Here is a 13,260-nt window from a genome sequence, read left to right on the forward strand (position 1 = left end):
TGCCAAAAAGGGAAGCAAAGTATTTAGTGGTTCTGTGTAACAGTGACCACTAACATGTTCGCGTTGTGACAGGAGGACAGGACTTGCGTATCATTCTTGCTGATGACCACCCTCTTTATCGAACCGGCATGAAACAGATGCTTGAGGGCCTCTACCCCGATGCACGGATTGACGAGGCGGGTGATGCGTCTTCTCTTGACGCACTGATAGCCGTCAAGCCTGAGCCTGATCTCATCATTTCGGATTTACTCTTTCCCGGTTTTGATTATGTCAGAGACCTGAAACGATTGCGGCAAACCTTCTCGCTTTGCCCGATTATTGCCGTATCCATGATGAATGACCCACTGGAGGTGGATCACATCATGGCTCTGGGTGTGAACGGTTTTGTTTCCAAATCCGTTCCCTCCGATCAGATGCTTGAAGCGGTTGTCAGCGTCATGCAAGGGCAGATCGAAGTCCGCATTAGCGAGGATGAAATGCCCCAGACGGTTGCGGGCAAGACCCGCGCGGCCATTGAAGAGCTGACACCACGTCAGATCGAGATCCTGAAATTGCTGCGCCATGGCCTCTCCAACAAGGAAATCGCTCGCGAGTTGGACCTCTCCCCTTTTACGGTTCGCAGCCATGTATCGGCATTGATGAAAAACCTGGGCGTTTCCAACCGCGCGGCAGCCTCCGCCATCGCAGCAAGCTATGGGTTGAATTAGTAGCCGGCTTTTTCAGGAAATCATGAAATCACTTCGGCCTGATCGTGCGTTGACAGGAAAATATCCAGCATCGCCGAGCGCAACTGCACCGGCTGAACCGGTTTGTGAATGAGCAGCAAGCCTGCATCTTTCACTTGCTTTTGCACCTGCTCGCTAGAATCAGCAGAAATGATGATCGCCTTGAGGTCGCTGCCATGGGTCTTGCGGGCTTCCTCGATGATTTCAAGTCCGGTTTCTCCACTTGGGAAAGAGAAATCACTGATGATCAGATCGCAAGGCCCGGATAGATTTTTCACCTCGGCCAGATTGGCCGCTCGGGACAGTTGGCATCCCCATTTCTGCAAAAGACCGACAGTGGCTTCCAGGGTTTCCATGTCATCATCAACCACCAGAATGCGTTTCTGCTGGAACCGCTCACCAATCTTCTCACTTGGATTGGCTGCTTTGGCTGCATGTTCGCTGAGCGGAGCACGGACCAGTCCACGAATGGAAAGACAGGTTCCTGTCGAAGCGGTTTCGAGATGCAGCGTCAGATTCTGCAAATCCGCAAGACGGCGGACAATGGCGAGGCCAAGACCGAGCCCCTTTTCTATCGGCACGACATCGCCGGTATTAAGCATTTCGCGTTTCGACCGTTGGCGGATCTGGGTGAATTCCTCAAAAATCAGGGCCTGATGCTCTTTGGCGATGCCGGGGCCATCATCACTGACGAGAATGTCTACTTGAGCCCCATCGGTCTGAACCTTGACAAAAGCGGTACCACCGTTCGAGTGCCGGATTGCATTGGAGAGCAGATTCTGCACCATGCGCCTGATCAGGATGGGATCCCCGACCACGCCGATCTTCGGGCATTCAAGGCTAAGCGTCACGTGCGCAATTTCTGCCAATGGCTCATAATCATCCAAAATATGGTTGAGCGCATCTTCCAGATCGAAAACACTTTGACGGACCTGTATCTTGCCACTGTCCAGAAGGCTGACATCCAGAAGCGAATTGAACAATTTGGACAAGGTTTGCAGAGAGTTCTTGATGCGGCTCAGCGTTTCCTTGCTCTTTTCATCCATTGCATTGGAGGGCAATGTCTCAATCAGCAGTCCGATCGCGTGGATCGGTTGACGCAAGTCATGGCTCGCGGCGGCAAGCAGACGGGTTTTTTCCCGATTGGCATGCCGGGACGATTCCGCAGCTTCACGATATCGTTGCGCCAGATCGAGATTCTCATTGCTGATCTCAATATATTGGGACATCGACTCCAGCACGTCATGGCCAAAGCGCAGCATCATCGCCAAGAAAACAAGAACCAGAATGGCAAGCAGGATGAACTCATGGCCAAGCATCACGAGCCGAAGCGCCAAGAGTCCAAGATAGGGTGTCGCATAAAGCGCGAATGAACGCGGAAAGACCGCCAGAGACCGCACTGCAGCAGCGGTTGCCCCGGCAGAAATCGCCATTTGAACCGCAAAATGTGCGACATCATCAGTATTGAGGCTGACAAATGTCATAACGCCCCAACTGGTCCCAACAACGAAGCTGAGCAGATCCATGAGGCGAATCCACAAATAGGGATCGCGCTTGTCCGGTTCCCTTTTCAGATAGCTTCGTCGCCAGAGTTCCATCAATAGTGGATAGGCGAGCAGCTCCAAAAAGCCCCAGAAAAACAGAAACCAGACTGGTATCCTTGGATTGTAGTGGGCGATTATCAACAGGACCGAAGCACTGGCAATATGACCCGAATAGATGGCATTCGGCGTTTTCAGAAACACATTGACATGTTCATGAACACGATCCGCCGGAAGTCTCGTTTTGAATGCATCTATCAGATTCATGGCCAATTCTTGACTGCGAGGGATCTCCAACCTTCGCACTGATGTTCATGTTTGCGGTCTTGGTCTAGTCGAATATCTTTGCTTTTTTTTCTTTACATTTCAACGAACTCATTTGGAAAACTTTACTGAAAAGAAGTTTTTGTCAACTGCTGAACAAATGAATTGTGACTTTCTCCTTATAATCAGTCGAAAGATGCCGCACGTTTCTCTTGATAAAAGTCGTAAAAAACTAAGTGATTGAACTGTCGAAAGAGATCCAGCGCGCTTAAAATTGCTCTAAATGCGATTGTAAAAACTGCGCATTCCGAAAAGCCACAATTTTTGTGCATGGAAGCTGTCTTTCCTGCCCATCGGGTTGGGCAAGGTTCAATAAATATTTTCAGCCGGCACCAAAATGGTGTAACAACGCGTTGAAATGGCTTTCAAATATTTCGAAATGCCAACCCCAAATTTTCCCATGCTGGTCTTAGGCAAAAGGTGAATGGAATATGGCAGATCCAACAATCGAGACGATCAGCAAGCCAATGGCCTGGTTCCTTGCAACAAGGCCCAAGACGCTGGTATTGGCACTTGGCCCGATCCTGCTTGCCGGTTTGCTGGCTCTTGATACTGACACAACGTCCAACTGGCTGATATTTCCAATCATCATCCTGTCTGCGGTCTGCATTCAGATTGCCACCAATCTGTGGAATGACGCAGCTGACGCCACATCTGGGCTCGACAATGCCCAGGAACGGCTGGGACCGCCCCGGATGACGAGCCTTGGCCTGTTGCAAGCCGGGCATGTCAGACTGGCTGCTGTTCTGTTTTTGCTGTTGGCTTCCATTTTTGGCCTTAGTCTCGTGTTTTTTGGTGGCTGGCCGATCCTCGCCATCGGAATCGTCGGCATTCTATGCGCCTTTGGCTATTCATCAGGTCCTTATCCGATCTCCAGTTCCCCGTTTGGAGAACTCTTTGTCATCTCCTTTTTCGGCATCATGTCCGTTATGGGCACAACTTATCTGTTGATCGAGCAATGGACCCTCGTCAGCTTCTGGGCAGGACTTTATATCGGATTGCCCGCGGCGGCCGTTCTCACCGTCAACAACCATCGAGACCGTGACGGCGACAAGCTGGGCGGGCGACATACGCTGGTTATCGAGATCGGGCCTAAGCGCACGAAGCAGGTCTATGCGATCTTCATCCTTGTGAGCTGTATCGGCATCATCCATGTCCACAATCTGTTGGAGCCCGGCACTCTCAGTCTCGCAAGCCTGATATTCAGTGCGCTGTTGATGGCCTATTCGTTGATGGTGCCAATCAGACACTTCTTTCTGGCCAGCTCTGCCGCGGAGCTGAATGCCTGTTTGATGCGCACATCGATTTTTCAATTGCAATGGGTGCTGGCATTCGGCGCCGTTCTGCTTTTCTGAAACACCATTTCGCAAAAAAAGCGGCGCGGACACTTCCAGTCTCCGACACCGCCATGATGATTGACCGATCCGGGAAAGGCACCTATTTACCCGGCGCGACCTTTGCCCCGATGCTTGCAACCACAACATCGATTGTCACGTTGCCAGCTTTCTCGAAGGTCAGTTCGAGCGGGAAAGTCTCCCCTTCTTTCAGAGGGGCCTTGAGCTTCATGAACATGACGTGATAGCTGCCGGGCTTCAAGGCAACCGAGCCGTTCGCCGGAACATTGATGGCTTCGACTTGGCGCATGCGCATCACATCCCCCTCCTTGATGTGCGTATGCAGCTCGGTAATCTCACCAACATCGGCATGGGCTGCAATCAGCCGATCAGCCTCGCCGCTATTGCTGATGGTCATGAAACCGCCACCGGCATTTGCGCGACCAGCCGATGCCCTTGCGAAAGGATCCGCCACGCTAATCGAACCAATGTTCCATTCGGCTGCGTTCGTTGCAAAGGTCGAAAGCCCCATTAGGGCGATCGCGATAATCAGTTTTTTCATAGTCCCCATTCCTTGCTCTAGTCGCGTTTCGACACGGTGCCGACAGACATCCGGCGCGCGTGCCTCCCCCCAAACAAAGGCGCATCCCGTTTCAGGGACACGATATCAAAAAAATTTCACTCCCTTTATTATTTTGCGTTCATTCTTTAAACTATAAGACTAAGGGAGACATCTGGGTCCGGCATTTACCAAATCATCCGGTGATGAATGCGAGCCAGTATGTTTGTGGTCCTGCCGCAAGCTGATATGCGCAGACTCTTCCTGACCCGGTTTACAATAACAAAGAGGTAACTCTGCTTGGATACTCCCCTCATTCCCATCGGTCTGGCCCTGATCATGATGACGGTTGGACTTTCGGTTCGCCTTTCCGACTTCAGGGCGTTGTTTCATCAGTTGCGCGCAGTTGGCGCGGGGCTGATTGCTCAAATTGTCTTCCTTCCGATCATCGCCCTCACCGTTGCTCTGGTTTTCAAACTTGATGCCGTGTATTCGATCGGGCTCATTATTCTGGCGTCCGCACCGGGTGGCATTTCCTCCAACCTTTTGACCGTGTTGGCACGGGGCAAAACGGCCTTGTCCATTTCCCTGACGATCCTGACCAACCTGGTTGCCTTTCTGACAATCCCGACCATCCTGTCGATCGCTTTTCTTGTCTTCAGAAGCTCGGGCCTTGTCGAAGCAAGCGGCAGTGATCTCTATGCCTTGCCATTTGGCGAGACGGCACTCAAGGTCCTTGCCATCTCCGCGCTGCCCTTGTCCATCGGCATGGCGTTTTGTCATTTTCTCCCGACCCTTTCCAGTCGCATCGAGGGTCCGGCAAAGTTTGTTGCCTCGGCGATCTTTGCGGCCATCGTGTTCAATTCCTTCTATAGCGAATGGAACAGCATCATGGCGCACTGGAGCACAGTCGGTCCGGCGGTGATCGCGCTCAATGTCGCGGCGATTGGCTCGGCGCTGTTTTTCTCGCGCCTCTTCAAACTCAATGCGCAGCAGGCCTTGACCATTGCCATTGAGTGCGGCTTGCAGAATGTGGCGCTGGCGCTGGTCATCTCGCAATTTCTGGGTGATGGGCGTTTCATGGTCCCCTCTTCCATTTATGCGCTGGTGATGAATGTGTCCGTTCTGATCCTGATCGCAATCGGCAACAGGCTGTCGGAAGAAAAAGACCATTCTGTTGCTAAAGAGCGCTAACGGGTTTGGGGTATTGAGTTAAAAGGTTGGCGGCGAGCAGGCGCTGACACAAATACAGGCTTGCGCTCCGGGGTTGCGAAATCTGTGCGGTATGGCACTGTCAAAATACCACGCATCTCCGGGGCGCAGAATTTTCCGAACCTCTCCGACGGTGACTTCAAGACTGCCGGATATCACAATCCCGCACTCTTCGCCCTTGTGGCTGAGCGATACCCGGCCTGTATCGGCTCCGGGCAGCAGGGTCTCATGCAACATCTGGATCTGTTTGTCCAGTCGGTCTGCCCCGACCAACCGGAAAGACAATTTTCCCTTGCCGATCTCCTTGAGATCGCTGGCCTTGTAGAAAATCTCGCTTTCAAGCGTCGGTTCGAAGGAAAAGAAACGCGCCAGATCCATATCGATGCCATCAAGAATGCGCTTCAATGCTCCGACAGAGGGATTGGCCTGCCCGCTTTCAATCTGTGAGATCGTGGCGTTGGCAACGCCGGTCTTCTTGGCAAGCGCGCGCTGGGATAGGCCCTTTGCAGTTCTCACCTGTCGCAAACGAGCGCCAATATCCTGACTGACATCATCTTCGGGCTTGCGAGGCGATCCCTCGATGCCCTCACGGATGTCCTCGCCCCCCTTCGAGGGGTCGCTTTTTTCTTCCATTTCGCCATCTTCCCTGTCAATTCGCCACAAATGGCCGTTCATATGTTCAGTATATTAAACACATTGCTATGCAGGCAAATCAATTCAGACTGTTACGGGATCGAAAATAAAGACTTGTTCAGGCTGCGCCGGACTATCACACTCGCAAAAAAACAGCTTTCCAATGAGGTCTTTTATGAACCACCAAAGCAAAATGCCAAATGATTTATCCAGCTTCTGGATGCCCTTCACTCCCAACCGTGCTTTCAAGCAGGATCCCCGGATGGTGGTCGCAGCCGAAGGCATGTTCTACAAGTCCTCTGACGGGCGCGACATTCTCGATGGCACCGCGGGCCTTTGGTGTGTCAATGCCGGTCATGGGGCTCGCCGGGTTACCGAAGCGGTTCAGAAGCAGGTTGCCATTATGGACTATGCGCCGAATTTCAATTTCGGCCATCCGCAAGCCTTTGAATTTGCAACACGCATTGCCGAGATCTTTCCTGAAGGCATGGATCACGTCTTCTTCACCAACTCCGGTTCGGAATCGGTGGACACCGCACTCAAAATCGCACTGCACTATCATCGCGCACGCGGTGATGGGGTCCGCACGCGGTTGATCGGTCGCGAGCGCGGTTATCATGGAACTGGCTTTGGCGGCATTTCCGTTGGCGGTATCGTCAAGAACCGGATGCATTTTGGCACTCTGCTGACCGGGGTCGATCACCTGCCCCATACCCACGACATCGAAAAGAACGCCTTTTCCCGTGGTTGCCCGGAGCATGGCGGTGTTGAGAAAGCGAATGCGCTTCTTGATATTATCGCGCTTCACGATGCCTCTACCATTGCCGCGGTGATCGTTGAGCCGATGGCCGGATCGACCGGTGTGCTGATGCCGCCGAAAGGCTATTTGCAGCGCCTGCGCGAAATCTGCGATCAGTATGGCATCCTGTTGATTTTCGACGAAGTCATCACCGCCTATGGACGCCTGGGTGCTGCCAGCGCGGCAGAGCTGTTCGGCATTAAACCCGACATCATCACGACCGCCAAGGGGCTGACCAATGCGACCGTTCCGGCCGGGGCGGTGATCGTCTCAAACGAAATCTATCAGTCCGCCATGGAGCATGCAGATACGCCAATCGAGCTTTTCCATGGCTACACCTATTCCGGTCATCCGCTTGCCACAGCGGCGGGTCTGGCGACGCTCGATACCTATGCAGAAGATGGATTGTTCGAGCATGCCGCGGCCATATCCTCCTATTGGGAAGATGCAGTTCACAGCCTCAAGGGTGCGCGCAACGTCATTGACCTGCGCAACCTCGGCCTTGTAGCCGGAATCGAGTTGGCACCACGGGACGGCGCGCCAGGAGCTCGCGCGGGCGAAGCCATGATGAAAGCCTGGGAAAAGGGTGCCATGATCCGCGTGACCGGTGACATCATCGCCCTGTCCCCGCCACTGATCGTCGAGAAAAGCCATATCGATCAGCTGTTTGGCATCCTTGCCGAAGTGCTGGAAACCATCGACTGAGTTTCGACCATTTGAAAAACAAAGGCGCCGGAGCGAAAACTCCGGCGCCTTTTTTCTGAAAAGCCCCAATGAACGTGCAAGCGTTTGTAGGGCGTTCTGTCCTATTCCTTACCGAGCCAGCGGAAGGAAATGTCGTCTTCGGTAAAGAGATGCCGCTTTTCATGGTCGGCGGTCAAACTGACGGTCTGCCCACGTTCGAAATCATGGCTACCCGGAATTTTGGCAATCAATGGCTCTTCATCTGCATGGGGAGGCTCCATATAGAGCAAGGTCACTTCGCCCAGTTTCTCGACGATGCGAACTTGCTGGTTATAAAGCGCCTCTTCGCCTTCTTCGCAAAGCCGAAGATCTTCGGGACGGACGCCAAACTTGGCCTTCTTGCCCTTATAGTCTGCGGAGCTTTCGACATTGACCGAGAAACTGTCGCCGCCCTGTTCAAAAGCAACGCGTGTTTCATTACCGGTTTCCATGACTTCGCAGTCATACACGTTCATCGCAGGAGAGCCGATGAACCGGGCAACGAAAACATTCTTCGGATTGTTATAAAGCTCCATCGGAGCGCCACATTGTTCGATCACTCCACGCGTGGAAAGAACAACGATGCGGTCTGCAAGCGTCATGGCCTCAACCTGATCATGGGTCACATAGATCATGGTGGTGTCCGGCATGCTTTCAGAGAGCTGAGCAATCTCGATGCGGGTGGCCACGCGCAAGGCGGCATCGAGGTTGGAGAGCGGTTCGTCAAACAGGAAGACTTTCGGGTCTCGCACAATCGCACGTCCGATCGCCACACGCTGACGCTGGCCACCGGAAAGCGCTTTTGGCAGGCGCTCCAGAAATGGTGTCAATTGCAGGATTTCGGCTGCCTTGCTCACCCGTTCATGAATTTCCTTTTTGTTGGCCTTGGCGATCTTCATGCCGAAAGCCATATTCTCATAAACCGTCATATGCGGATAAAGCGCATAGGTTTGAAATACCATCGCGATGCCGCGCTTGGATGGAGGCACCTCATTCATGCGCTGACCATCGATCTGAAGATCGCCGCCGGTGATGCTTTCAAGACCCGCAATCATGCGAAGAAGGGTCGACTTGCCGCAGCCGGATGGGCCAACAAAGACGATGAATTCGCCTTGTTCGATTTCAAGATTGATCGTCTTGAGAACCTTGGTAGCGCCATAGGCCTTTTCGATATTGGTGAGCTTCAGGCTTGCCATCCTGTCCTCCCGTGAGAATTGTCACTTGTCACTGCAACTTTATGCAAATTCTTGTTCATCATGATTTCACAACCCCGAAAAAGGCACCGAAAGCAGGTAGTTTAAGGGTTGCGTCCTGTTGCACGGCATCAAATCCATGACCGTCAAGAGGAGAAATATTACTGCTGTCAAACGCGACTTCACGCTCTGCGCCTGCAAGGTTGAAGGCACAGTAAATCCGTTCCTGACCATGGGAACGAATGAATGCAAGCACGTCCCCTTCCGTCGTCACAAACTCGATGCTGCCCTTGACCATTGCTTCATGCATTTTGCGGAAAGCAAGCATCTTGCGATAATGATTGAGCAGCGAGGCATCATTCTGCTCTTCAAGGTCGACGGTGGTCGAGAGATGATCCTCCGGGATTGGCAACCATGGTTTGGCTTCCGAGAAGCCGGCATAGGTGTTGCCATTCTCCCAGACCATAGGTGTGCGGCAGCCGTCGCGCCCCTTGAAGTCCGGCCAGAATTCAATGCCATAAGGATCTTGCAAATCCTCGAATGGAACATCGGCTTCCTTAAGACCCAATTCCTCGCCCTGATAAAGGCAGGCAGAGCCGCGCATGGACAAAAGCAAGGCGATGCGCATACGGTTTGCCGCGCCCTGAAGTGCGTTGTCGGCAACCGGCCAACGGCTGGCATACCGAACCACATCATGGTTGGAGAAGGCCCAGCAAGCCCATGCGTCAGGCGCTTCTTTCTCAAGATCAGCAAAAGCCTTATGCACCTTTTGTGGGCTAGGCTCTTCACTGCCCAGAAAATCGAAGGCATAGCACATATGCATCTTGTCCCCGCCGGACGTGTAATCGGCAAGGATTTCAAGGCCGCGTTCCTCATCGCCCACTTCGCCAACGGCAGCTGCTGCCGGATATTCGTCCAGCAAGGCACGGAACCGCTTGAGAAATGCAAGATTCTCTGGCTGGCTCTTGTCATGCTGATGCGACTGATAGCTGTAGGGGTTGACGCTTGGCGCGGTATTAAAGCTCTGCTTCTCTGGTGGAAGCGGCGGATTGTCTTCAAGACCCTGACTATGGAAATAGAAATTGATGGTGTCGAGGCGGAAACCGTCCACACCACGATCCAGCCAGAAGCGTGTGGCCTCAAGCAATGCGTCTTGCACATCTGGATTGTGGAAGTTCAAATCCGGCTGGGATTTGAGGAAGTTGTGCAAATAATACTGCTTGCGCCGACTATCCCATTGCCATGCCGAGCCACCAAAGATGGAAAGCCAGTTGTTAGGTGGCGTTCCGTCCGGTTTGGCATCGGCCCAGACATACCAGTCCGACTTGTCATTGGTCTGGTCCTTGCGGCTCTCGATGAACCATGGGTGCTGATCGGAGGTGTGGGACAGTACAAGGTCAATCATGACCTTGAGACCCAGATCATGCGCCCCGATGATCAGTTTGTCGAAATCGGCAAGGGTACCGAACATCGGATCGATGTCGCAATAGTCCGAAACGTCATAGCCGAAATCATCCATTGGCGATGTGAAGAAGGGAGAAATCCATATCGCATCAACACCCAGCGATGCGATATAGGGCAACCGGCAGGTAATCCCGTTCAAGTCGCCGATCCCGTCTCCATTGGTGTCCTGGTAGGATCTGGGGTAGATCTGATAGATCACCGCGCCTCGCCACCAGTCCTTGTCAATTGAAGTCTCTATCATAGAGTATCCAGTTCTATTCTTGCTGTTTCACTGTTTGGCCAGCCTGAAAAAGTCCAGGCTTAGCCCCCCTTGACCGAACCAGCCAGCAGCCCGCGCACCAGATAACGCTGAAGCGCAAAGAAAACGGTGAGTGGCACGACGATTGTCACAAAGGCAGATGCTGTCAGAATTTCCCAGTTGCCGCCACGTGAGCCCAGCATTTCGCGCAAGCGCCCCGTCAGCACCAACTGATCTTCGGTGTTGCCCAGAAAGACCATGGCGACCAGCAGATCGTTCCAGACCCAGAGGAACTGGAAAATGGCGAAGGATGCCAAGGCCGGGAAAGACAGGGGCAGAATGATCTTGACGAAAATGTCAAAATGACTGGCCCCGTCGACGCGAGCCGATTCAATGATCTCGCGAGGCAGCTCGGCGATATAGTTACGCAGCAGATAGATTGCCAGAGGCAAGCCAAAGCCGGTATGCGCAAGCCATATACCGAGATAGGTCTTGGCCGGGACACCAAAAAAGTCCCCTACGCTGTTATAGAGCCTCAGAAGTGGAATGAGGGACATCTGAAGTGGAACAACCAGCAACCCGACGACCACCGCAATCAGCACCGCCCGTCCGGGGAAATGCATCCAGGCCAATGCATAGGCGGCAAAGGCGGCAATCAGGATCGGGATGATCGTTGATGGAATGGTGACCGTAAGCGAGTTGATGAAGGATCTGCCGATGCCTTCGGCAGTCAGCACCTCGCGATAGTTGTCCAGAGTAAAGATGGGCGGCGTATTGATCGTGAAGAATATGCGTCGTCCGCGCGAACCACTCCATTCCTTGGGCTGGGTAATGACATAATTCCCGTCCGCGTCAATGGTCATGGTCTGGTCAGATGACATCTCAGCCGTTTCGCCAGCCTTGTAAAGGGTCGGTTCCTGCGACTTCCAACCAAAAGAGACAACCGTTCCCTTTTTGCCTTCCGCTTCAAGAATATTGCCCTTGAGCACAAAAAGACCGTTTTCCTCGATCTGCGCATCAGGACCGACAGAGCGACCGATGATATTCTGCTCAGAGGAGAAGAGCGCTGTCCACCAGCCCGACACGGCCAGCTGATCCTTGTCCCTGATGGAAGAGACGAAAAGGCCGATGGTCGGCATGGTCCACAAGAGAACCAGCATCAACACGGACAGATGAACGACCCACATCAAGGGCGATTTTGTTTTGGATCCCGAGATCATTGTTAGTGCCCTTTGCTTTCAGAATTAACCGAGCGGATGTTCCAGACCATGATCGGAACAACAAGCAGCATGATGATAACGGCGATGGTAGCCCCTCGACCGAAATCGCCACCCCCACGGAACATCCAGTCATACATGAGGTTGGCCAACACTTGCGTATCCCACTGGCCGTTGGTCATCGCAAAGACGATATCGAAGACCTTGAGAACGGTGATCGTGATGGTGGTCCAGACAACGGCGATGGTTTTCCAGATCTGCGGAACCATGATGTAGAAAAAGATCTGCAACCCGTTGGCACCATCAATCGTGGCCGCCTCGATCGTTTCTTCAGGAATGCCGCGAAGGGCGGCTGACAGGATCACCATGGCAAACCCGGTCTGAATCCAGACCAGAATGATCATCAGGAAAAAGTTGTTCCAGAAAGGTATCGTGATCCAGGCTTGAGGATCCCCCCCGAAAAACTCGACAACAGCGTTCACAATGCCGATCTGGGCAGAGCCTTCGCCGCGATATTCATAAACAAATTTCCAAATAATCGATGCACCAATGAAAGAAATTGCCATTGGCATGAAAATCAGGGACTTGGCAATGTTGCCCCACCAGATGCGATCCGTCAGAGCAGCGATCACGAGGCCAAAAAATGTCGACATCGCAGGCACGAACACCAGCCAGAGCATGTTGTTGAACATCGACTGGCGAAAGCCCTTGTTGAACCACAGCCAGACATAGTTGTCTACGCCGATAAATTTGCTGCCATCATTGTTGAAGAATGACAAGCGGATGGACTCGACTGCGGGATAGACAAGATACAATCCCAAGGCCAGAAGAGCAGGACCGAGAAAAAGCCATGGCCTGATCGCATGGGCGGTCCTTAAATTCACGATGCCCTTTTCGGCAGTCGCAGCGTTGGCTGGAAAAATTCGATCCAGGAGCCAGTTCGAGCCATAAAAATAGGCCACGCATGCCAGGACGCCAATGATAACGGTCCCGAATGCAGATGCTAATTGCTCCATTTAGTCACGCTCCACCTTTTTTAGACCGGAGCATCTCGATCCCTGGCGCGAGAAAGGCTGCAACCCTTTGCGCAGAGATTTTCCTTCTCCGGTTCATTGGTTTGAATTCCACGACCCTTGTCGAGTTCGGCATTAACGACTTCAACAAGACGGCTTTACCAACCCCCATTGGCAAGGGACACAGAAATTTGCAGCTATTTGCAATCATTGTGCGCCTGTATGGATTGGGTTTCAAGGCTTCTACGCCAAAGGTAGCCTGGTCGAAGCATTATTGTTTCGTCG

At 52.8% G+C, this 13,260-nt stretch carries 11 protein-coding genes; 4 read left to right on the forward strand and 7 right to left on the reverse strand.

Annotation, left to right across the window (positions count from 1 at the left end; translation table 11 throughout):
* Positions 1-83: 83 nt before the first annotated feature.
* Positions 84-707 (forward strand): response regulator transcription factor, encoded by a 624-nt coding sequence (locus ACHZB8_RS08420; protein ID WP_316859801.1) that lies wholly within the window; start codon positions 84-86, stop codon positions 705-707.
* A 20-nt stretch (positions 708-727) separates the two neighbouring features.
* Here the strand turns inward: ACHZB8_RS08420 and ACHZB8_RS08425 are convergent, their stop codons facing one another.
* The gene (locus tag ACHZB8_RS08425) at positions 728-2,533 is read right to left on the reverse strand and encodes a hybrid sensor histidine kinase/response regulator (RefSeq protein WP_316859802.1); all 1,806 of its coding nucleotides are present in this window, start codon (positions 2,531-2,533) and stop codon (positions 728-730) included.
* A gap of 488 nt (positions 2,534-3,021) precedes the next feature.
* Between ACHZB8_RS08425 and menA the strand changes: the two genes are divergently transcribed.
* Positions 3,022-3,945 (forward strand): 1,4-dihydroxy-2-naphthoate octaprenyltransferase, encoded by a 924-nt coding sequence (menA, locus tag ACHZB8_RS08430; RefSeq protein WP_316859803.1) that lies wholly within the window; start codon positions 3,022-3,024, stop codon positions 3,943-3,945.
* Positions 3,946-4,027: 82 nt separating this feature from the next.
* Here the strand turns inward: menA and ACHZB8_RS08435 are convergent, their stop codons facing one another.
* On the reverse strand, positions 4,028-4,486 hold the full coding sequence (locus ACHZB8_RS08435; protein WP_316859804.1) for a copper chaperone PCu(A)C: 459 nt from the start codon (positions 4,484-4,486) through the stop codon (positions 4,028-4,030).
* A 297-nt stretch (positions 4,487-4,783) separates the two neighbouring features.
* Between ACHZB8_RS08435 and ACHZB8_RS08440 the strand changes: the two genes are divergently transcribed.
* Positions 4,784-5,677, forward strand: a complete 894-nt coding sequence (locus ACHZB8_RS08440; protein ID WP_316859805.1) for a bile acid:sodium symporter family protein — start codon at positions 4,784-4,786, stop codon at positions 5,675-5,677.
* Between the two features lie 18 nt (positions 5,678-5,695).
* Here the strand turns inward: ACHZB8_RS08440 and ACHZB8_RS08445 are convergent, their stop codons facing one another.
* Positions 5,696-6,328, reverse strand: coding sequence for a cupin domain-containing protein (locus ACHZB8_RS08445; protein WP_316859806.1), 633 nt, complete (start codon positions 6,326-6,328; stop codon positions 5,696-5,698).
* Between the two features lie 175 nt (positions 6,329-6,503).
* Between ACHZB8_RS08445 and ACHZB8_RS08450 the strand changes: the two genes are divergently transcribed.
* The gene (locus ACHZB8_RS08450; RefSeq protein ID WP_316859807.1) at positions 6,504-7,832 is read left to right on the forward strand and encodes an aspartate aminotransferase family protein; all 1,329 of its coding nucleotides are present in this window, start codon (positions 6,504-6,506) and stop codon (positions 7,830-7,832) included.
* A gap of 101 nt (positions 7,833-7,933) precedes the next feature.
* On the opposite strand, the gene ACHZB8_RS08455 is transcribed toward ACHZB8_RS08450, so the two are convergent.
* From ACHZB8_RS08455 to ACHZB8_RS08470, 4 genes are read right to left on the reverse strand one after another with little or no spacing between them, the layout of a single operon-like run.
* The gene (locus tag ACHZB8_RS08455) at positions 7,934-9,046 is read right to left on the reverse strand and encodes a sn-glycerol-3-phosphate ABC transporter ATP-binding protein UgpC (RefSeq protein ID WP_316859808.1); all 1,113 of its coding nucleotides are present in this window, start codon (positions 9,044-9,046) and stop codon (positions 7,934-7,936) included.
* 58 nt (positions 9,047-9,104) lie between these two features.
* Positions 9,105-10,748 carry an alpha-glucosidase family protein gene (locus ACHZB8_RS08460; RefSeq protein ID WP_316859809.1) on the reverse strand — a complete coding sequence of 548 codons (1,644 nt, stop codon included), beginning with the start codon at positions 10,746-10,748 and terminating at the stop codon, positions 9,105-9,107.
* Positions 10,749-10,807: 59 nt separating this feature from the next.
* On the reverse strand, positions 10,808-11,965 hold the full coding sequence (locus tag ACHZB8_RS08465; protein ID WP_316859810.1) for a carbohydrate ABC transporter permease: 1,158 nt from the start codon (positions 11,963-11,965) through the stop codon (positions 10,808-10,810).
* Positions 11,966-11,967: 2 nt separating this feature from the next.
* A complete protein-coding gene (locus ACHZB8_RS08470; RefSeq protein ID WP_316859811.1) occupies positions 11,968-12,978 on the reverse strand; it encodes a sugar ABC transporter permease in 1,011 nt (336 codons plus the stop codon).
* Positions 12,979-13,260 lie beyond the last annotated feature (282 nt).

The sequence above is a fragment of the uncultured Cohaesibacter sp. genome (assembly GCF_963556055.3).
Taxonomy (GTDB): domain Bacteria; phylum Pseudomonadota; class Alphaproteobacteria; order Rhizobiales; family Cohaesibacteraceae; genus Cohaesibacter.

Coding starts and splice junctions, on each gene's coding strand:
- ACHZB8_RS08425 (WP_316859802.1), bottom strand. CDS start 2,533: ATGAATCTGATAGATGCATTCAAAACGAGACTTCCGGCGGATCGTGTT.
- menA (WP_316859803.1), top strand. CDS start 3,022: ATGGCAGATCCAACAATCGAGACGATCAGCAAGCCAATGGCCTGGTTC.
- ACHZB8_RS08435 (WP_316859804.1), bottom strand. CDS start 4,486: ATGAAAAAACTGATTATCGCGATCGCCCTAATGGGGCTTTCGACCTTT.
- ACHZB8_RS08445 (WP_316859806.1), bottom strand. CDS start 6,328: ATGGAAGAAAAAAGCGACCCCTCGAAGGGGGGCGAGGACATCCGTGAG.
- ACHZB8_RS08450 (WP_316859807.1), top strand. CDS start 6,504: ATGAACCACCAAAGCAAAATGCCAAATGATTTATCCAGCTTCTGGATG.
- ACHZB8_RS08455 (WP_316859808.1), bottom strand. CDS start 9,046: ATGGCAAGCCTGAAGCTCACCAATATCGAAAAGGCCTATGGCGCTACC.
- ACHZB8_RS08460 (WP_316859809.1), bottom strand. CDS start 10,748: ATGATAGAGACTTCAATTGACAAGGACTGGTGGCGAGGCGCGGTGATC.
- ACHZB8_RS08465 (WP_316859810.1), bottom strand. CDS start 11,965: ATGATCTCGGGATCCAAAACAAAATCGCCCTTGATGTGGGTCGTTCAT.
- ACHZB8_RS08470 (WP_316859811.1), bottom strand. CDS start 12,978: ATGGAGCAATTAGCATCTGCATTCGGGACCGTTATCATTGGCGTCCTG.